This is a genomic window from Methylobacterium segetis (assembly GCF_004348265.1).
In the GTDB taxonomy this organism is placed as follows: domain Bacteria; phylum Pseudomonadota; class Alphaproteobacteria; order Rhizobiales; family Beijerinckiaceae; genus Methylobacterium; species Methylobacterium segetis.
On the sequence record NZ_SMNT01000006.1, the window covers coordinates 31,089 to 48,160 of the forward strand.

General features: G+C 68.3%; 21 protein-coding genes, 1 tRNA gene and 1 riboswitch. Of the genes, 11 read left to right on the top strand and 11 right to left on the bottom strand.

Annotated elements, in window-relative coordinates:
* The first annotated feature begins 55 nt into the window (after nucleotides 1–55).
* The 5 genes from E1J50_RS02720 (at nucleotide 56) to E1J50_RS02740 (ending at nucleotide 4,433) form a co-directional block, all read left to right on the top strand.
* A complete protein-coding gene (locus E1J50_RS02720; RefSeq protein ID WP_132250158.1) occupies nucleotides 56–1,324 on the top strand; it encodes an adenylate/guanylate cyclase domain-containing protein in 1,269 nt (422 codons plus the stop codon).
* A 27-nt stretch (nucleotides 1,325–1,351) separates the two neighbouring features.
* A riboswitch (TPP riboswitch) is annotated at nucleotides 1,352–1,481 on the top strand.
* An 80-nt stretch (nucleotides 1,482–1,561) separates the two neighbouring features.
* A complete protein-coding gene (thiO, locus tag E1J50_RS02725; RefSeq protein WP_425374903.1) occupies nucleotides 1,562–2,767 on the top strand; it encodes a glycine oxidase ThiO in 1,206 nt (401 codons plus the stop codon).
* Nucleotides 2,764–2,976, top strand: coding sequence for a sulfur carrier protein ThiS (gene thiS / locus E1J50_RS02730; protein WP_132250162.1), 213 nt, complete (start codon nucleotides 2,764–2,766; stop codon nucleotides 2,974–2,976). The genes thiO and thiS overlap by 4 nt, the downstream gene beginning before the upstream one ends.
* A 3-nt stretch (nucleotides 2,977–2,979) precedes the next feature.
* Entirely contained in the window at nucleotides 2,980–3,786 is an 807-nt protein-coding gene (thiG, locus tag E1J50_RS02735; RefSeq protein ID WP_132250164.1) for a thiazole synthase, read from the top strand.
* On the top strand, nucleotides 3,783–4,433 hold the full coding sequence (locus E1J50_RS02740) for a thiamine phosphate synthase (RefSeq protein ID WP_132250166.1): 651 nt from the start codon (nucleotides 3,783–3,785) through the stop codon (nucleotides 4,431–4,433). Before thiG ends, E1J50_RS02740 begins: the two co-directional genes overlap by 4 nt.
* A 16-nt stretch (nucleotides 4,434–4,449) precedes the next feature.
* On the opposite strand, the gene E1J50_RS02745 is transcribed toward E1J50_RS02740, so the two are convergent.
* From E1J50_RS02745 to map, 6 genes are all read right to left on the bottom strand, one after another.
* On the bottom strand, nucleotides 4,450–5,202 hold the full coding sequence (locus tag E1J50_RS02745; RefSeq protein ID WP_132250168.1) for a proteasome-type protease: 753 nt from the start codon (nucleotides 5,200–5,202) through the stop codon (nucleotides 4,450–4,452).
* Nucleotides 5,203–5,244: 42 nt separating this feature from the next.
* Nucleotides 5,245–6,072, bottom strand: coding sequence for a transglutaminase family protein (locus E1J50_RS02750; protein WP_132250170.1), 828 nt, complete (start codon nucleotides 6,070–6,072; stop codon nucleotides 5,245–5,247).
* Between the two features lie 29 nt (nucleotides 6,073–6,101).
* Nucleotides 6,102–7,046 carry an alpha-E domain-containing protein gene (locus E1J50_RS02755; RefSeq protein ID WP_132250172.1) on the bottom strand — a complete coding sequence of 315 codons (945 nt, stop codon included), beginning with the start codon at nucleotides 7,044–7,046 and terminating at the stop codon, nucleotides 6,102–6,104.
* Between the two features lie 82 nt (nucleotides 7,047–7,128).
* On the bottom strand, nucleotides 7,129–8,559 hold the full coding sequence (locus tag E1J50_RS02760; RefSeq protein WP_132250174.1) for a circularly permuted type 2 ATP-grasp protein: 1,431 nt from the start codon (nucleotides 8,557–8,559) through the stop codon (nucleotides 7,129–7,131).
* Nucleotides 8,560–8,814: 255 nt separating this feature from the next.
* Nucleotides 8,815–9,525, bottom strand: coding sequence for a RadC family protein (radC, locus tag E1J50_RS02765; RefSeq protein WP_245516402.1), 711 nt, complete (start codon nucleotides 9,523–9,525; stop codon nucleotides 8,815–8,817).
* 30 nt (nucleotides 9,526–9,555) lie between these two features.
* The gene (map, locus tag E1J50_RS02770; protein WP_132250177.1) at nucleotides 9,556–10,416 is read right to left on the bottom strand and encodes a type I methionyl aminopeptidase; all 861 of its coding nucleotides are present in this window, start codon (nucleotides 10,414–10,416) and stop codon (nucleotides 9,556–9,558) included.
* Nucleotides 10,417–10,645: 229 nt separating this feature from the next.
* Between map and E1J50_RS02775 the strand changes: the two genes are divergently transcribed.
* The 3 genes from E1J50_RS02775 (at nucleotide 10,646) to E1J50_RS02785 (ending at nucleotide 12,229) form a co-directional block, all read left to right on the top strand.
* Nucleotides 10,646–10,903 (top strand): zinc-finger domain-containing protein, encoded by a 258-nt coding sequence (locus E1J50_RS02775; RefSeq protein ID WP_132250179.1) that lies wholly within the window; start codon nucleotides 10,646–10,648, stop codon nucleotides 10,901–10,903.
* Nucleotides 10,904–10,920: 17 nt separating this feature from the next.
* Complete coding sequence (locus tag E1J50_RS02780; protein WP_132250181.1) at nucleotides 10,921–12,108, top strand: FAD-dependent oxidoreductase; 1,188 nt, start codon at nucleotides 10,921–10,923, stop codon at nucleotides 12,106–12,108.
* 34 nt (nucleotides 12,109–12,142) lie between these two features.
* Nucleotides 12,143–12,229 (top strand) — tRNA-Leu (locus tag E1J50_RS02785).
* Between the two features lie 58 nt (nucleotides 12,230–12,287).
* On the opposite strand, the gene E1J50_RS27085 is transcribed toward E1J50_RS02785, so the two are convergent.
* The 3 genes from E1J50_RS27085 to E1J50_RS02795 are packed head-to-tail and all read right to left on the bottom strand — an operon-like array spanning nucleotide 12,288 to nucleotide 13,272.
* Entirely contained in the window at nucleotides 12,288–12,461 is a 174-nt protein-coding gene (locus E1J50_RS27085; protein ID WP_165937752.1) for a hypothetical protein, read from the bottom strand.
* On the bottom strand, nucleotides 12,458–12,997 hold the full coding sequence (locus E1J50_RS02790; RefSeq protein ID WP_132250183.1) for a hypothetical protein: 540 nt from the start codon (nucleotides 12,995–12,997) through the stop codon (nucleotides 12,458–12,460). Before E1J50_RS02790 ends, E1J50_RS27085 begins: the two co-directional genes overlap by 4 nt.
* An 11-nt stretch (nucleotides 12,998–13,008) precedes the next feature.
* Complete coding sequence (locus tag E1J50_RS02795) at nucleotides 13,009–13,272, bottom strand: hypothetical protein (RefSeq protein ID WP_132250185.1); 264 nt, start codon at nucleotides 13,270–13,272, stop codon at nucleotides 13,009–13,011.
* 157 nt (nucleotides 13,273–13,429) lie between these two features.
* Here E1J50_RS02795 and E1J50_RS28300 point away from each other — a divergent pair, with 157 nt between their 5' ends.
* From E1J50_RS28300 to E1J50_RS02805, 3 genes are all read left to right on the top strand, one after another.
* The gene (locus E1J50_RS28300) at nucleotides 13,430–13,561 is read left to right on the top strand and encodes a hypothetical protein (protein ID WP_281024543.1); all 132 of its coding nucleotides are present in this window, start codon (nucleotides 13,430–13,432) and stop codon (nucleotides 13,559–13,561) included.
* A gap of 199 nt (nucleotides 13,562–13,760) precedes the next feature.
* The gene (locus tag E1J50_RS02800; RefSeq protein ID WP_132250187.1) at nucleotides 13,761–14,111 is read left to right on the top strand and encodes a hypothetical protein; all 351 of its coding nucleotides are present in this window, start codon (nucleotides 13,761–13,763) and stop codon (nucleotides 14,109–14,111) included.
* A 583-nt stretch (nucleotides 14,112–14,694) separates the two neighbouring features.
* Complete coding sequence (locus E1J50_RS02805) at nucleotides 14,695–15,066, top strand: hypothetical protein (RefSeq protein ID WP_132250189.1); 372 nt, start codon at nucleotides 14,695–14,697, stop codon at nucleotides 15,064–15,066.
* 583 nt (nucleotides 15,067–15,649) lie between these two features.
* On the opposite strand, the gene E1J50_RS02810 is transcribed toward E1J50_RS02805, so the two are convergent.
* Both E1J50_RS02810 and E1J50_RS02815 read right to left on the bottom strand, forming a co-directional pair.
* Nucleotides 15,650–16,582, bottom strand: a complete 933-nt coding sequence (locus E1J50_RS02810; RefSeq protein WP_132250191.1) for a BstA C-terminal domain-containing protein — start codon at nucleotides 16,580–16,582, stop codon at nucleotides 15,650–15,652.
* A 283-nt stretch (nucleotides 16,583–16,865) separates the two neighbouring features.
* Nucleotides 16,866–17,060, bottom strand: a complete 195-nt coding sequence (locus E1J50_RS02815; protein WP_207919137.1) for a hypothetical protein — start codon at nucleotides 17,058–17,060, stop codon at nucleotides 16,866–16,868.
* Nucleotides 17,061–17,072 lie beyond the last annotated feature (12 nt).

The window sequence follows — 17,072 nt, forward strand, 5'->3', positions numbered from 1 at the left end:
AGCGAATCCCTGCGCGGCCATTGTCGCCCGCGCGTCCCACCACCACCTTGGCCGTATGCTCGAGTCTGGCTCCCGAAAGTCGCCGTCCTCGCCGACCGCCGAAGCCGATGGCTCGGAGGCCGAGGGCGTGCCGTTCGGCCATCTCCAGGATTGCGTCGGCCTGCGCGACTGGCTGCTCAGCGAGGGGACCCGGACGCTCGCCGCCGACGATCTCCTCGCCGGCCTCGCCGAGCGCCTGAACGCGCTCGACGTGCCCGTCGACCGGGCGAGCACCGCCATCGACACGCTGCACTCGGAATATGCCGGCGTCGGCCGCACCTGGAGCCGCGAGGAGGGCGCGACCGTGCGCCTGTTCCCGCACGGGGAGGCCTCGGACAAGGCGTACCGGGCGAGCCCCTTCTACACCGTCCATGAGACCGGCGACTGGCTCATCCTCGACCTCGCGGAGACCGCGGACGACGCCTACTCGATCATCCCCGAGCTGAAGGCGGCGGGCTACCGCCACTATCTCGTGGCGCCGCTCATCTTCACGAACGGGGCCCGCAACGGCATCACCTTCGCGACCCGCTCCGAGGAGGGGTTCCGCGACGACCACATCGCGATCCTGCGCTTCGTGATGCCGACGCTCGCCGCCGTGATGGAGATGCGCCTCGTCAACAAGCAGCTCGACCACGTGCTGCGGATCTACGTGGGCGACGAGCCGCACCGGGCGATCCTCTCGGGCGCCATCCGCCGCGGTCACGTCCAGCGCATCCGCTCCGCGATCCTGTTCGCCGACATGCGCGACTACACGCAGATCTCCGCCGAGATGACGCCCGAGGAGGCGGTCGACCTCCTCAACATCTTCTTCGACTGCCTCGTGCCCGCGATCGAGCGGGAGGGCGGCGAGATCCTGAAATATCTGGGCGACGGGCTGCTCGCGATCTTCCGCGAGCCGGGCGACGACCTCGGCGGCGCCGCCCAGGGCGCGCTGACCGCGGCGCAGGCCGCGCTCGCGGCCCTCGACGAGGCGAACGGGCTCGGCCGCTTCGCGAATCCGGTGGCCGCGGGGATCGCGCTCCATCACGGCGAGGCCGCCTACGGCAATGTCGGCTCCGGCGCGCGCCTCGACTTCACGGTGATCGGCCGCGACGTGAACCTCGCGAGCCGGCTCGCCCGGCTCAACCGGACGCTCGGCGAGCCGCTCCTCATGTCGAAGCCCTTCGTCGACTTCCTGTGGGGCGATCCGGAGCCCCTCGGCATCCACAGCCTGGACGGCTTCCCCGAGCCCATGGCGGTCTTCCGCCCCGCCGCCAAGCCCGCCGCCTGCCTGAAGCGGGCTTGACCCGGGGCGGTCGAGCGTCCAAATCTCAGGTGTTCCAGGGAGATCCCCGGCAAGGGGCTGAGAAACCGATGGGCCGTCCTCGCGAGGACGGCGGCGCGGAAATCCTTCGAACCTGATCCGGCTCATACCGGCGTAGGGATTGGACCGCGGGTTTCCGACAAGGGCCCGGTTGCTTCCGAGAGAAGCTGAAGGACACCAATCTCTGCGGGCCATCGCGGAGGGGAATCCTTGGCATCCGTGCCGATCTCACCCATCGGACTGCGCCGCGCCGGGCAGGGGCCCGCGGCGTCCGCCGGCCTGCCCGCGCGCGCCGACATCCTCGTCGTCGGCGGCGGCCTCATCGGCCTCTCGATCGCTTGGCGCCTCGCCGAGGCCGGCCGCTCGGTCACCGTGCTGGAGCGCGAAACCCTCGGCGCCGGGGCGAGCCTCGCCGCGACCGGCATGCTGGCGCCCGCCGCCGAGCACGAGCCCAGCTCGGACGCGCTGCTGCCGCTCGCCCTCGAGAGCCTGCGTCGCTGGCCGCACTTCCGCGACGCGCTGCAGGCGGCCTCCGGCCTGGAGATCGACTATCGGCAGGACGGCACGCTCGTCGTCGCCATCGGCCGGGACGAGGTGGAGCGCCTGCGCTTCCGCTACGACCTGCAGCGCCGCTCGGGCGTCGCTGCCGAGTGGCTGAGCGGTGCGGAGGTGCGTCGCCGCGAGCCGATGCTGCGCCCGACCGTGACGGCGGGCATCGCCTGCCCCCTCGACCATCAGGTCGACCCGACGCTCGTGATGGCGGCCCTCGCCGCGGCCAGTGCGCGCGCGGGCGTCACGATCGTCGAGGGGACGCCCGTGACCGTCCTCGACTGGGCGGGCGGCCGCGTCGTCGGTGCCCGCACGGAGGCGGGGACGATCACGGCCGAGACCGTGATCCTGGCGACCGGAGCCTGGAGCGGCGAGGGCGGCCTGCTGCCGGAGGCACTGGCGCTGCCGGTGCGCCCCCTGAAGGGGCAGTCGCTCGCGCTGCGCACCACGCGGCGCACGGGTACGCTCTCCGGGATGGTCTGGACCGAGCAGGTGCACCTTGCGCCCAAGAGCGACGGACATCTCATCGTCGGCGCGACGGTGGAGGATTGCGGCTTCCGCGCCGGCGTCACGGCGGGCGGCCTCTACGCGCTGCTCGAGGGCGCGCGCCGGGTGCTGCCGGGGGTCGAGGAGATGGAGGTCGAGGCGGTCTGGAGCGGCTACCGGCCGACCTCGGACGACGACGCCCCGATCATCGACGTGCTGGCGCCGGGCCTCGTCGCGGCGACGGGCCATCATCGCAACGGCTATCTCCTGAACCCGGCCACCGCCGACGCCGTGACGGCGCTCGTGCTCGACGGCGCGTTGCCCGATTACGCGCGGGCCTTCGGCCTCGGCCGGTTCCGGGACAGCCAGGGCATCAGGGCGACAGCATGAAGCTCACCGTCAACGGACAGCCCCGCGAGAGCGAGGCCGCCGACATCGAGGCCCTGTTCCGCTTCGAGGCCGAGGAGACCGGCATCGAGAGCCCGCAGGGCATCGCCATCGCGCTGAACGGCCGCGTCGTGCGCCGCAAGGACTGGGCGGAGACGCCCGTCCGGGAGGGCGACCGCGTCGAGATCGTGCGCGCCATGCAGGGAGGCTGACACATGACACCATCCGACACCGTGACGCCGCTGCGCCCGTCCGAGGAGGACAGGCTCGTCATCGCGGGCGTGAGCCTCGGCTCGCGCCTCCTCATCGGCACGGCGGGTTATCCGACCCAGGCGATCATGCGCGAGGCGGTGGCCGCCTCGGGCGCCGAGATCGTCACGGCCTCGATCCGCCGCGTCTCCCTCCAGGGCCACGGGTCCGATACCGTTCGCATCCTCAAGGATTACCGCTTCCTGCCGAACACAGCGGGTTGCGAGACGGCGCGCGACGCGATCATGACAGCGGAGCTCGCCCGCGAGGCCCTCGACACGAACTGGATCAAGGTCGAGGTCATCGGCGACCGCGAGACCCTCTACCCGGACGTCGCGGAGCTGATCGAAGCCTGCCGCCATCTCGTCGACGACGGCTACGTCGTGCTCCCCTATTGCAACGACGATCCAGTCGTCTGCCAGCGCCTGCAGGATATCGGCTGCGCCGCCGTGATGCCCATGGGCTCGCTGATCGGCTCCGGCATGGGCGTGGCGAACCCCGCCAATATCGAGCTCATCTGCCGCCGCGCCAGCGTGCCCGTCATCGTCGATGCCGGCATCGGTACGGCGTCCGACGCGGTGGTCGCGATGGAGCTCGGAGCCTCGGCCTGCCTCATCAACACGGCGGTGGCCAAGGCCGACGATCCGGTCCGGATGGCCCGCGCCATGCGCCACGCCGTCGAGGCCGGCCGCTTCGCCCATCTCGCCGGCCGCATTCCGCGGCGGGGCCGCGCCGACCCGTCGAGCCCGCAGCTCGGCCTCGTCGGCTCGTGAGAAAGCTGCCGTCGCCGCTCCTCGTCGTGACGGATCGGCACGGCCACAGGCGCAGCCTCGTCGAGACCGTGGGCCGGATCCTCACGGGCGGAGGAAGCTCGTTCTGGCTGCGGGACGGGGATCTCGAACCGGCCGAGCGGCGGCGCCTCGCCTCGGATCTCCTCGCTCTCATCCGGGACGCCGGCGGCACCCTCGTGATCGGCCGCGACGCGGGGCTCGCGGCCGCGATCGGGGCGGACGGCGTTCACCTGCCCGGCGGCTCGACGCCGGAGGATGTCGCGGCGGCCCGGCGCCTGCTGCCGGACGAAGCCCTGGTCGGCGTCTCGGCCCACGCTCCGGCGGAGATCGCAGGGCTCGCCGCGGCCGGGATCGATTACGCGACGCTGAGCCCGATCTTCGAGACCGCGAGCAAGCCGGGCTATGGCCCCGCCCTCGGCCCCGCCGGCATCGCGGCCGCAGCGGGACACGGCGTCCCGGTGCTCGCGCTCGGCGGCGTCACGCAGCGCGAGGCGGCCCTCTGTCGGGCCGCGGGCGCAGCCGGCCTCGCGGTGATGGGCGGCCTGATGCGCTCCGACGATCCGGCAGCCGAGGCGCGAACCCTGATCGCATCCTGGGAAGCGCGGGCCGAGACGGTGTCGGCCCGCTGATCGCCGGACCCCGGCGCTACCGCGCCGCCGGCCCGTAGGGCGGCCTCGGGATCGCGCGGTGGGCTGCCCGCAATGCTGCGGACCAGCGCTCGCGCAGGTCGTGGAAGTAGGGCTCGCCCGCCTCGATCCGGTGGCTCACCTCGAGGTCGAGGGCGTTGCGCCGCGCGACCGCCACGTCGATCGGCAGGCCGACGCCGAGATTCGAGCGCATCGTCGAGTCCATCGAGACGAGGCTCACCTTCAGCGCGTCGTAGAGGTCCGTCGCGTAGGTGACGGCGCGGTCGAGGATCGGCTTGCCGTATTTGTGCTCGCCGATCTGCAGGAACGGCGCGTCGCCGCTGCACTCGATGAAATTGCCCGCCGAGTAGATCAGGAACAGCCGCATCGGCTCGGCGCCGATCTGGCCGCCGAACAGGAAGGAGACCTCGAAGCGGAGGTTGGCGGCGGCGAAGCCCTCCCGCTCGATCGCGCGCACATGCCGGATCGCGCGGCCGACGAGCTGGGCGGCCTGGAACATGGTCGGCGCCTCGATGAAGCGCATCGGCCCCTCGCCCTCCTCATCCGCCGGCACGCCCTCGGCGAGCAGGCTGAGCACCGATTGCGTCACCGACAGGTTGCCGGCCGAGGCGAGCATCATCACGCGCTCGCCCGGCACGTTGAAGTGATGCAGCTTGCGATAGGTGGAGATGTCGTCGAGCCCCGCATTGGTGCGGGTATCGGCGATCATCACGAGCCCGTGCTCCACGAGGACCCCGACGCAGTAGGTCATGGCTTGGTACTTCCCTGAACGTCGTCCGCGACGCCGCCCGGATCAGGATTGGGTTGCCGCCTGTGCTTGCTCCACTCGGAGGCGCACGTCCAGCGTCTCGGTGCCGCCGCCGGTCCGGCTGCCCCGGATCGGGGCCGCGCCGAGATAGTCGAGCCCGGTGGCGACCCGGATATAGCCCTCCGTCGTGCCGATGGCGTTGGAGGGGTCGAAGCCGACCCAGCCGAGATCCGGGACGAGGGCCTCCGCCCAGGCATGGCCCGCCTTCTGGTCCACCTCGCCGTCGTCGCGCCGGAAGTAGCCGGAGACGTAGCGCGTCGGGATCTCCAGGTGCCGCGCCGCCGCGATGAAGACGTGGGCGAGATCCTGGCAGACGCCCTTGCCGGCCGCGAAGGATCGCGCCGCATCGGTGCTCGCGCTCGCCGGGCCGGCCTCGAACGCCATCGCATCGCAGACCGCGCCGAGAACGCGGTGCAGGCAGGGCAGCACGGCCGGGTCGCCCGCGCCCGCGGCGCGCCGGGCGAGATCCTGGATCTCGTCGCTCGGCGCGGTGAGGTCCGTCTCGCGCAGGTAGAACGGGTCGGGAAGGCGCTCGACGGCGCCGCGCACGATGCCGTGCGTCTCGTTGGTATCGACCTCCCCGGTCACGCGGATCACCAGGGCGTCGGCCGGCTCGTCCGGCGAGAACCAGTGGACGATGTTGCCGAACCCGTCCTCCCGCTCGGTCAGGTGGCCGTCGATCGAGGGCTCGATCCGCCAGCGGCGGACGTATTGCCCGTCATGGTCGCGGGGCGTCAGCCGCAAGACCTGGATCAGGCCGCGGGCCGGTTGCTCGTAGCTGTAGATGGTCTCGTGGACGACGCGGATGCGCATGCGGAACGTTCTACCCGTGTTGCCCGGTGTCAGACCAGATACTGCTCGGTGATGGCTGCGCCGACGCGGTTGTTCTCGCCGATGAAGACGGTGACGAACTCGTGCAGGCCCGAGGTGAAGATGCGGTCGATGTCCTCGCTCTCCAGGCGCGCCAGCAGGTTGCCCGCGAGCCGCTGGCTGGCGCCGCGCCGCCCATAGGCATCGGCCATGAGATCGAGATGCTCCACGATCATGCCGTAGCAATTGGCGAAGGAGCGCGGCATCTGCCGGTTGAGGATAAGGAGATCGGCCACGAGCAGCGGCTTGATGCTCTCCCGGTAGACCCAGTGATAGGCGTTGAAGGCCGAGACCTCGCGCAGGATCGTGGTCCACTGGAAGTAGTCGAGGCTGCCGCCGACCTTCTCGTGGGCGGGCAGCAGGATCTGGTACTTCACGTCGAGGATGCGGGCGGTGTTGTCGGCGCGCTCCAGGCCGGTGCCGAGGCGGGTGAACCAGTAGGCGTCGTTGCGCAGCATCGTCCGGTAGGCCGAGCCGTCGAAGGTCAGCGAGATGCCCTTCACCCAGTCGAGGAAGCGCGAAAAATCCTCGCGGTTGAGGTCGCGGCCCTCGTAGTTCCGCAATTCGAGCCACGCCCCGTTGATCGTGTCCCACATCTCGGTGGTGAGGGCCGTGCGCACGCTGCGGGCGTTCTCCCGCGCCATCTCGATGCAGGAGCGGATCGAGGATGGGTTGTGCGGGCTGAAGGCGAGGAAGTTGCTCACCGTATCGGCGTTGATGCCGTCGTAGAGCGGCTTGAACACCTCGGTATCGCCCGCGGAGGCGAGGGCGGAGGCCCACTCGTTCGTCTCGCCGCCGCCATAGCTCGTCGGAAGCGAGGCGAGGCGGTGTGCCGCGTCGAGGATGCGGGCGACGAACTCGGCGCGCTCGACGTAGCGCGAGAGCCAGTAGAGGTTGTCGGCGGTTCGGGAGAGCATGGTCGTTTCGCTGGCGATCGGTCTGGGGCGCGGAAGGTGATGCTTTTCCAGGCAGGCAGACCTGCCTAAGAAATTGGCAGGTTCAGCCGTCGAGAACCCAGGTGTCCTTCGTCCCCCCACCCTGGCTGGAATTGACCACGAGCGAGCCCTCCTTCAGCGCGACGCGCGTCAGGCCGCCCGGCACGATGCGGATCTCGTCGGCGCCGCAGAGCACGAAGGGCCGCAGATCCACGTGCCGGGGCGCGACGCCGGAGGCCACGAAGGTCGGGCAGGTCGAGAGCGAGAGGGTGGGCTGCGCGATGAAGCCGTCCGGCGCGTGCCGCAGGCGGCGGCCGAACTCCTCGATCTCGCGCTTCGTCGCGTGGGGGCCGACCAGCATGCCGTAGCCGCCCGACCCGTTGACCTCCTTCACCACGAGTTCGTGCAGGTGGTCCATGACGTAGGCGAAGGCGTCCTTCTCGCGGCAGCGATAGGTCGGCACGTTGTGCAGGATCGGCTCCTCCCCGGTGAAGAACCGCACGATCTCCGGCATGTAGCTGTAGACCGCCTTGTCGTCGGAGATGCCGGTGCCGACCGCGTTGGCAAGCGTCACGGTCCCGCGCTCGTAGGCGTTCATGAGGCCGGGCACGCCGAGCACCGAGTCGGGACGGAACACGAGCGGATCGAGGAAATCGTCGTCGAGGCGCCGGTAGATCACGTCGACCCGGCGCGGACCCTCGGTCGTGCGCATGTAGACCGTGTCGTCCTTGGTGAAGAGGTCGGACGCCTCGACGAGCTCGACGCCGAGTTTGTCCGCCAGGAACGAGTGCTCGTAGAAAGCCGAGTTGTAGCGTCCGGGCGTCAGCAGCACGACGGTCGGGTCGCGCGTCGCGGTGGTGGGCGCGAGGCTGCGCAGCGTCGCGAGGAGCGCATCGGGATAGTTCTCCACCGGCGCGACCCGGTGCCGGGAGAACAGGTCCGGGAAGAGCCGAAGCATCACCTCGCGGTTCTCGAGCATGTAGGAGACGCCCGACGGCGTGCGGGCATTGTCCTCCAGAACGAAGAAGTCGTTCTCGCCGGTGCGCACGATGTCGATGCCGGCGATGTGGACGTAGAGGTCGTGCGGGACTTTGAAGGACCGCATCTCCATCCGGTAATGCGCGTTCCGGTAGACGAGGTCGGCCGGGATGATGCCGGCCTTCAGGCATTCCTGCGCGCCGTAGATGTCGTTGAGGAAGGCGTTGATCGCGGTCACGCGCTGCTTGAGGCCGCGCTCCAGGAAGCCCCATTCGGGCTTCGTCAGCACGCGGGGGATGATGTCGAACGGGATGAGCCGCTCGGTCGACTCGTTGTCCCCGTAGACCGCGAACGTGATGCCGATGCGCCGGAACAGGAGCTCCGCCTGGCTTCGGCGCGTGTTGAACTGCTCGGGCGGCGTGGCGTCGAGCCAGGTCTTGAGCTGACTGTAGGCCTCCCGGATCGCAGCCGGGCTGCCCTCCAGACCGCTCATCTCATCGAACGCGACGCGTGCCATTGTCCGCCTCCCTGACCTGTCACGCTAGAGGCAAGAGGCGCGCCACGCAAAGGGAAAGGCACTAACGGAAGTGGAGATCGAAAGACAATCACCCGTATGTCAGGGTGACGCCGCGTCTGGAATGGAGAGTCGTGGAGTTATGCCGCAGAAATCGGGGCCTTGCCGCTGCCATGACAGCGCTCTATTGCGGAACGATTGATAAAGCCAAGCTCGCCAGTGCCGCGGACGGCGTCGGCTCCCGCGCATGCGGCGCGATCAGATCAGCTTCAGACCTCTCAGGCTGGCGTGCCCCTCGCGCCCGACGATGATGTGATCGTGAACCACGATCTTGAGCGGATCAAGCGCGCCGATGATCTCCCGCGTCATCTTCACGTCGGTCGCGGAGGGCGTGGGATCACCGGACGGATGGTTGTGGGCGAGGATGACGGCGGTCGCCGAAAGTTCGAGGGCGCGCCTGGCCACCTCGCGGGGATAGACGGGGGTGTGGTCGACCGTGCCGCGCCCTTGCACCTCGTCCGCGATGAGGTGGTTGCGCTTGTCGAGGAACAGGATCCGGAACTGTTCGCGCGCGGAGAAGGCCATCGTGGCGCGGCAGTAATCGAGGACCGCGCTCCAGGAGGAGAGGAGGGGGCGCTCGCCGAGGGCGCCGCGGGCGAGGCGATGGCCGGCCGCCTCCATCAGCTTGAGATCGGCGATGATGGCGGGTCCGATGCCGTCGATCTCGGCAAGCCGCGCGGGCTCCGCGCTGATCACCTCGGCGAAGCTGCCGAAGCGGCGGATCAGCGCCTTGGCAAGCGGCTTCACGTCGCGGCGCGGGATGGCGCGGAAGAGCGCGAGTTCCAGAAGCTCGTAATCCGGCAACGTGTCGGCGCCCGATTGCGCGAAGCGGGCGCGCAGGCGGTCCCGGTGCCCGAGATAGTGCGGCCCGGCCTCTTGGCCGGGCGCCGGGCCGCCCGCGTCCTCCAGCGTCTCGGACGAAGCGCGGCCCACGGGGCCTCAGGCGGTGGGCTGGGCGGGCTGGTGCAGGCCCGGCTGAAGCAGACCCGGTTGATGCAACCCTTTGGGCGACACGGTGAAGATCTCGACGCCCGTCTCCGTCACCGCCACGGTGTGCTCGAACTGGGCCGAGAGCGAGCGGTCGCGGGTGACCGCGGTCCAGCCGTCGGAGAGCACCTTCACGGCCGGGCGCCCGAGATTGATCATCGGCTCGACCGTGAAGAACTGGCCGGCCTTGAGCGGCACGTCGTAGCTCGGCTCGACGTAGTGCAGGATCGTCGGCGCGTCGTGGTAGGTCCGGCCGAGGCCGTGGCCGCAGAAATCGCGCACCACCGAGCAGCGCTCGGCTTCGGCGTAGGCCTGGATCGCCCGGCCGATGTCGTTCGTCGAGCCGCCGGGCTTGATCGCCGCGATGCCGCGCATCAGCGCCTCGTAGGTGATCTCGCACAGGCGCTGCGCCTTGCGCGGCACCTCGCCGACGTACGCCATCCGGCTCGAATCGCCGTGCCAGCCGTCGAGGATGAGACAGATGTCGAGGTTGACGATGTCGCCCTCGCGCAGGGGCTTGTCGTTCGGGATGCCGTGGCAGACCACGTGGTTGATCGAGGTGCAGATCGACTTCGGGTAGCCCCGGTAGAACAGCGACGCGGGATAGGCCCCGTGGTCCATCGCGAATTCGTAGGCGAGATGGTCGAGATGCTCGGTGGTCACGCCCGGTTGCGTCGCCTCCATCAGCAGGTCGAGGGCCTCCGCCGTGAGGCGGCCGGCCCGGCGCATCCCTTCGAAATCCTCGGCGGCGTGGATCGGCGGCTCCGGGGCGCGCCGGGAGCCCTGCGCGGCGACTTGGTCTTGCTGGGTCATCGAGGGAACGTCTTGCGGGAGGCTGCGGCGGATACCCTATGTACGGTCTGCGCGCGGCGACGCCAACCCGGGCCCGTGCAGGGGCGGAGCGCGGCGCTTTCCCCTAGGATTGCGCGCCCGGAGAGGCTAGAGGCATGGCCGTCCCGGTCGCGCGACGCTCCGGGGCGCGAGATTCGTCGACGGACAAGGCCCGGCCCCGAGCGGGGCCGGCGCAGGGCAGGACGGCGCGATGGCTGACAAGGCGGTACCGCACTTCCACAACGATCTCGGCGTGGGCACGATCGAGGTCGGCTCGCGGGAGTTCATGTGCATCGGGGCGCTGCCGCCGTTCGACCATCCGCACGTCTTCCTCGACATGGGCGCCGACCACGAGATCATCTGCCAGTATTGCTCGACGCTCTACCGCTACCGGCCGAGCCTGCGGGCCGGGCAGGCGGACCCTGCGGCCTGCGTCTGGGACGACCGGGCGAGGGCGGCAGCCGAGTAGGCGGCGCCCGCACCCCGGTGAGCCTCGACATCACCATCGTCGGTGCCGGCATCGGCGGTCTCACGGCGGCGCTGGCCCTGAGCGAGGCCGGCCACGCCGTCACCCTGGTCGAGCGGCGCACCGGCTTCAGCGAGGTCGGCGCGGGCCTCCAGCTCTCCCCGAATGCCAGCCGCATCCTGATCGGCCTCGGCCTCGGCGCGCCCCTGCGGCGGGCGGCCTGCGAGCCGCCGGGGGTGACGGTGCGCGCGCTGCGGACCGGCCGGACGATCGGTTCTGTCCGGCTCGGCGCCCGGGTGCGCGAGCGCTACGGCGCGCCCTACTATGTGATCCACCGGGCCGACCTGCAGACCCTGCTGCTCGACGCCGCGCGCTCGCGGGCGGGCATCCGCCTCCTCGTCGGGCGCGAGGTGGCGGGCCTCGCGGAGAGCGACCGGGCCGCCACCCTGACGCTCGAGAGCGTCGCCGGCGGCCGGAGCGAGACCCTCAGCGCCGACCTCGTCGTCGGCGCGGACGGCCTGCGCTCGCGCATCCGCGGCCACCTCGACACCAAGCCGCTCATGCCCGGCGGCATGGCCGCATGGCGCGCCGTGGTGCCGCGGGAGGCGGCGCCCGGGGCGCTCCAGGGTGCCGAGACCGGGCTCTGGCTCGGCCCGGGGCGCCACGTCGTGCATTACCCGATCCTCGGCGGTGAGCGGCTCAACATCGTGGCCATCGTGCCGGAGCGGCAGGGCGACGAGGATTGGGGGCGCCTCGGCGAGCCGGCGGTGCTCCGCGCGCATTTCCGCGACGCCGCCCCCCAGATCGCCGAGCTTCTCGGACTGCCGGATTCCTGGCTGGTCTGGTCCCTGGTGGAGCGGTCCGTGGCGCGCCCGATGGCGCGCGGCCGCGTCGCGCTCGTCGGCGACGCCGCACACCCGGTCCTGCCCTTCCTGGCCCAGGGCGCGGCGCTCGCCATCGAGGATGCGGCGGTGCTCGCAGCCTGCCTGGCCGCAGGCTCGGTCCCGGAGGCGCTCGCCGCCTACGAGGGGGCGCGGGCCGAGCGGGCGCGCCGGGTGCAGCGCACGGCCCGCGGCAACGGCCGCAGCTACCATGCCGGCCGGGTCGTCGGCGCGGCGCGCGACCTCGTCATGCGCCGCCTCGGACCCGACGGGATGCGCGACCGCTACGCATGGCTCTACGGCTGGCGGCCCGAACCCGCCGCTTGATCTGCCGCGCGCCTGCGGCTACCGCAGGCCCCGCGCGGACGTGGCGGAATCGGTAGACGCACGAGACTTAAAATCTTGCGGCCGCAAGGCCGTGCGGGTTCGAGTCCCGCCGTCCGCACCATTGATTTCATTGCAGTTTCTCCAGTTTTTCGCAGTCCCTCGACAGCAAGCGCTCAACCTCATATCGGCACCGTGTCGGCACGGGTCGCAAAAACGTCGAGCGATTGTGTATCTGCCTCGGGTCCAGAACGCCGGTGCTGAGTGTTTCGCTTGGCCAGAGCGGCGAATTCCTGGCGCGGGATCGTGGCGGCCGGCACCCGGCGCGCGGCTGGGAAGCGAACGACGTTCGTCATCGCGTTGCCTCCGGCGAGAGGCTGGCGAGCTTGTCGCAGCTGATTGGCAAGTAGCGTCCGGCGCTGAAGCCCTCGCGGTCGATGTTGGTCATGGCGCAGAGTGCGGCCGCGATCGAGAAGAGGCAGCGCTCAGCGCGATCCTGGCTCGCAGCGCAGATCTCGTAGGAGGATCCGTTCGCCGCTAGGTCGACCGCGTCAAAGGCCACCGCAATCTGAGCGAGCATGCCGGCTGGGGTCGACGCCCGGGCGAAGCTGATCGCCATTTCCAACTCATTGATGTGACGCAAGGCAACGTCGATCATCGGCCGGAACGCGTCCCGATTGGCAGGCGTGCTCCGCTCATCCCATTTGTCATGCTCCACCCAGGCCTGCTCGAGCATTTCGCCCAGCTTGCCAGCTGTGCAGATCTGCGGGGCATCCGCCGCTGCACTCCCTTGTATCGCGCGAGCAGCTGAGGCTCGCGATGCCCTGACGCGCTGCTTGAGACCTCCCCTCTCCCGATCGGGAGAGGGTGGCGTCTTCTGTGCTGCGTTCATGCCGGCCTCCCTCACGCGATCGGCAGGAAGCCGTAGGCGAACGTGCCGCCGGCGATGATCAGAACGACGGCGACGAGTTCGCCGGCCGCGTCGAGGAAACGCGGGGCGCGGACGTGGGCGGTGTCAGGGCGGTCGGCCCGAATGACAGGCCAGTGCTCGGCGGCCTCGCCGGCCCCATCCTCCAGCTCAGGGAATGGCCTGGCGTAAACAGCGGCGAAAGGCGAGCGGGAGCGTTCGCCGGCGCGCGCCGGTGCTGTAGAATTGCGGGTAGCCATGTGGTGATCCTCGTCAGATGCACGTGGTCAGGGCCGGAGGGAGGTTGCAGCTTCCCTTCAGCCTGTTTTCATGTTTAAATGTAGTCGATTTACCTGTCAACTACATTTAATGCGCGAAATGGGCAGACCTCCGCTAACCACCCCGAAGAGCCTGCCCGTGTCGGTGCGCCTCCCGCCCGATGTGAAGGGCGCCGCTGAGATCGCGGCTAAGGAGGACACGCGCTCGTTGTCCAGCCTGATCGAGAAAGTGCTCACCGAGCACCTGAAGGCGAAGGGCTATCTGAAATGACGCCCATAGCGGATCGGAACTGCGAGGCCTGCGGTGGCGAGGGATCGGTCCTCTGCGAGCCTTGCACGGGCGAAGGCCTGTTCATGGGCGTCGATGGGGAGATGCACGCCTGCAATTCCTGCGGCGGCGCTGGACGATCCATTTGCAAGGCTTGCGATGGTACCGGGTCTGAGCACCTGAACTTGAAGGGTAATCTAAAATGAATTCGGCTGGCGCACACAAATCCGATCGCATCGGCAAAGTTCTTCACCTGAGTAGCGCCCTTGCCGACCAGATCCTCATGGCGCGGCTCGAGGACCGCCCGGTGCAGACTTATGAAATCTCTGCGCTCGTGAAGGCGGCTCGGCTATTGGAGGAGCACGGCGAGCCTTGGCCGCCGTTGCTCACTCAAGTGCTGTGCGAACTGTCGGGAGCGATGGACAAGGGCCTGTCCGAAAGCAGTGAAGCCTTGCCTGAACAGTTTCTGGAGCAACGCGGGACCACCGTTCCGGAGCCGCCGGATGACGCCCGCGGCATGCGGCGCTTCCTGGGTCTGCTGAAGAAGGACTGACGGGGCCGGTGCTATCCCTGTCGAAGCAGGGCGCGTGGCTAGTTTTCGGTGAGCTAAAACTGTTCAGCCTGAAGCAGTTTCACCATTCCATAAGAGCAAAATATGCTCAGGAAAATGCTTCTTTACCCTACGTTCGTTCGTGATAAGTTCGTTGCACTGACAAGCATAGGTTGACAGTTTCGCCAAATGTTCCGCCGCTTCCTACGTGGGTAGCTCTTCGAGTAAAGCGACGATATGGCAGCATTTAAAGCGAGAAGGCGATGAGGCAGAAGCCGAACGCGATGATGGCTGTTTGCCCGTTGATCCGCCCCCCCCAGCGCTGATCATGCCGGCCGCTCTCCCACCTTCAACTGAGCAGCAGTGCGGTGCTTTGGAGCTGCGAGCTATTCGCGAATATGGATCCTGCGTCGCACATTAGACTAAAGTAGCATACCGAATGCCGTGATTCCCGGCATGTTTGTGAGGCGATCCTCGATCGCAACAACGCAGACTGACTTCGCCCGCCAGCTCCCCAGGCTGAGCGGGATTTTCTTGCTCACCTGCCGCAGGTGACCTGAACCTTCAGTTCTGCCAGTGTGACTGCATGGCCAGCCGCATCGCACCGCGGCTGGCTGTCGTTCCAAACTCAGCCCGCCCGGTTCGCCGCGGCGGGCTTCTTTGTATTCGGATGTACAGTCCTGAAATCGGCCATCGGACCGCCGAAATTACAGCCTCAGAAGTCCAGATGATCTCTGCCTCTCAGCCTCTCCGCTCGCCGCAAGAGCGAACGGTCGAAATGATGCTGTTCCTGTTGGCTCAGAACGCGCGGCCGAGTTGGCGCGACTGGTATGAGGCGGTCGACGACATGTTCGGCGAGTTCAGCGAGCCTGAGAAGCATCGGATGGTTGAGGCTGGGATTGCGCTGATGGAGCGCCGCCTGAAATCGGCACATGTGCCGCGCCTACAGGCGGCCTGAACCGGCGCGGCAGAGGTCGGTAGAAGACGCTGTTCATGCGCCACGCACTTCACTTTTGCGAAGGCTGCGGCCGGCGAGGGGTAGAGGGTGCGGCGGTTGGCTTCGACATCCGACATAACCTCGCCGACAAAGCTTTCGCTGGGCAGCCCCACTGAGACCCATCGCATCGTGAGACCGTTAGAACCTCGCAGCCTCTGGGTTGCGGGGTTTCTCTTGCCACGCTTCACCTGCGTGAAGGTCTGGCCGGTAGCCCTTGGCATAGTGGCAGGGCTGGAGAACTTCCTCCAAAAGCCTCTCCGGTGCGGCCTCGCCGATCGTTGTATCCCCTCTGTCGACGGGGCCGCTTTGCCCTTTCAATGGTGATGCTCAGCACTCGCCCCGCAGCCTTACGGCTCGCGGGGCTTCTTGCGTCTGGCGCTTGGCATGCCATCATGCCATCGAGAGCGCGCCCCCTCGCTCGCTCTCACCTGAGCCCGCCCGGCTTCCCGTCCCCTCGCCGTGGCGGGCTCAGTCGTGCTTGGGGCAATGCCATGCAGTCCGCCGCGGCGAGCACAAATTTGCTCGCCGCGACAGTCTCCCTTGATCAGCGACGCGTGAGTGCGCGGACCGTTGCGGTCGGCCCTGCCTGGATGGCCTTGACGGCCGCGGTCGCCAAGACGGCAGGCAAGCTCTTGTCCTTGACCTTAGTGTTCAGATACTTCGGAAGCCCTTCCCGCAGGTACTTTTCGCGCAACCACTTCTTGAAGTAGCCAAGGGCTGCATCGGGATAGCAGTGCGCCTGCTGCGGATTGGAGGCGGACTGCGGGTAGGTGTCCGGAAAGTAGTGAAGATACGGGCGGCGCTCACCGAAACTGTCAGCGAGCTTCGCATCCCTCCAGTGCTTGCCCCACACGCATCCAATGCTTCCATCGGGCACGAAATGCGATCCCAGCACCACACCTTCGCGGATGAGAGCAAGCTGGATGCCTGCCGACTCCTTGAAGATGCTGAAATACCCATCCGGCACGTTCTCCCAGTTCAGATCAATGCGATCGTGGAACTGGGACCAAATCGCCTGCTTAGCGGCATCGGGGTCGTATCCAACCCGCGCGTAGATGAAGCTCCGGAACGTCTTTCGAGCAAGCAGGCGATAGTTGTCGACGGCATGCTGCGAGGGCGGCTTGGCCTCGAAGGCGTAGTATTCCAGGAACGCCATGCAGATGAGGTCGCTGAAAGCGTGGTGGATGACGCCATCCCGCTTGACCGGGATGTACGGCGTTGTACCCGTGAAGCCCTGCTCGGCCAGAGTGGCCTTAATCCGAGCGACGCGCGGCATCGGCGGATCGTCATTCCAGCCGTTCGCGATGCGGAGGATGTTCGTGTGCTCGACCCCGCACATCCGAGCAAGACCGCGCAGCGTGAGGTAGGGCGTGCCGTCGCTGAGGACGCCCATTCCGACGCCATCAATCTCGACTTCCTTAGCGATCTCAAGCGGAAGCTCCCCCTGCGCGGGGGCGGTGACCGAATTCGTACTCATTGAGCTTTTGTCCTTATACATCAGAGCTTTAGGGTGGTGCTCTGTAGTTGCCACTGGTCCGTTTTTTTGTCGGAATGGCTGGACAAGCTCACGAGAACGTGGAAATGATCTCGGCGTGCAGAGCGGGTCCGGCCATGCCGGCACCCCTTGAGAGGCCACCGTGGTTTGCTCCACGGTGGCTTTTCTCATGGAGAACGCCAAGCTTAACGCAGATGGGCGCTCTTCACAAATTGCAAAGGTTGCAGCACGTCGCGCGCCCGAGATGTGCGGTCTTTGCAACATCTTACATCACACCGCGCATCATCGCTGGGCACCGCCGCCACTTCGGCAGCGCCTTCGTACCACCCCGCTCAGCCAGTCCGCGCCGCTCCAGCGCCTCGCAGATCCGCGCAGCCGCCTCGGCGCGGGTTCGCGTCGGCAACTCTGCCCGGCGCGCAATCACGCTCAGCGTGGCGAACTCGTCGGTGAGCGCCGCCAACACCTTGCGGGC

What these genes read in the sequence shown, in the direction of transcription:
- E1J50_RS02720 (WP_132250158.1), top strand. Translation starts at nt 56, where the DNA reads ATGCTCGAGTCTGGCTCCCGAAAGTCGCCGTCCTCGCCGACCGCCGAA.
- thiS (WP_132250162.1), top strand. Translation starts at nt 2,764, where the DNA reads ATGAAGCTCACCGTCAACGGACAGCCCCGCGAGAGCGAGGCCGCCGAC.
- thiG (WP_132250164.1), top strand. Translation starts at nt 2,980, where the DNA reads ATGACACCATCCGACACCGTGACGCCGCTGCGCCCGTCCGAGGAGGAC.
- E1J50_RS02745 (WP_132250168.1), bottom strand. Translation starts at nt 5,202, where the DNA reads ATGACCTACTGCGTCGGGGTCCTCGTGGAGCACGGGCTCGTGATGATC.
- E1J50_RS02750 (WP_132250170.1), bottom strand. Translation starts at nt 6,072, where the DNA reads ATGCGCATCCGCGTCGTCCACGAGACCATCTACAGCTACGAGCAACCG.
- E1J50_RS02755 (WP_132250172.1), bottom strand. Translation starts at nt 7,046, where the DNA reads ATGCTCTCCCGAACCGCCGACAACCTCTACTGGCTCTCGCGCTACGTC.
- E1J50_RS02760 (WP_132250174.1), bottom strand. Translation starts at nt 8,559, where the DNA reads ATGGCACGCGTCGCGTTCGATGAGATGAGCGGTCTGGAGGGCAGCCCG.
- map (WP_132250177.1), bottom strand. Translation starts at nt 10,416, where the DNA reads ATGACCCAGCAAGACCAAGTCGCCGCGCAGGGCTCCCGGCGCGCCCCG.
- E1J50_RS02775 (WP_132250179.1), top strand. Translation starts at nt 10,646, where the DNA reads ATGGCTGACAAGGCGGTACCGCACTTCCACAACGATCTCGGCGTGGGC.
- E1J50_RS27085 (WP_165937752.1), bottom strand. Translation starts at nt 12,461, where the DNA reads ATGACGAACGTCGTTCGCTTCCCAGCCGCGCGCCGGGTGCCGGCCGCC.
- E1J50_RS02790 (WP_132250183.1), bottom strand. Translation starts at nt 12,997, where the DNA reads ATGAACGCAGCACAGAAGACGCCACCCTCTCCCGATCGGGAGAGGGGA.
- E1J50_RS02795 (WP_132250185.1), bottom strand. Translation starts at nt 13,272, where the DNA reads ATGGCTACCCGCAATTCTACAGCACCGGCGCGCGCCGGCGAACGCTCC.
- E1J50_RS02800 (WP_132250187.1), top strand. Translation starts at nt 13,761, where the DNA reads ATGAATTCGGCTGGCGCACACAAATCCGATCGCATCGGCAAAGTTCTT.
- E1J50_RS02805 (WP_132250189.1), top strand. Translation starts at nt 14,695, where the DNA reads ATGGCCAGCCGCATCGCACCGCGGCTGGCTGTCGTTCCAAACTCAGCC.
- E1J50_RS02810 (WP_132250191.1), bottom strand. Translation starts at nt 16,582, where the DNA reads ATGAGTACGAATTCGGTCACCGCCCCCGCGCAGGGGGAGCTTCCGCTT.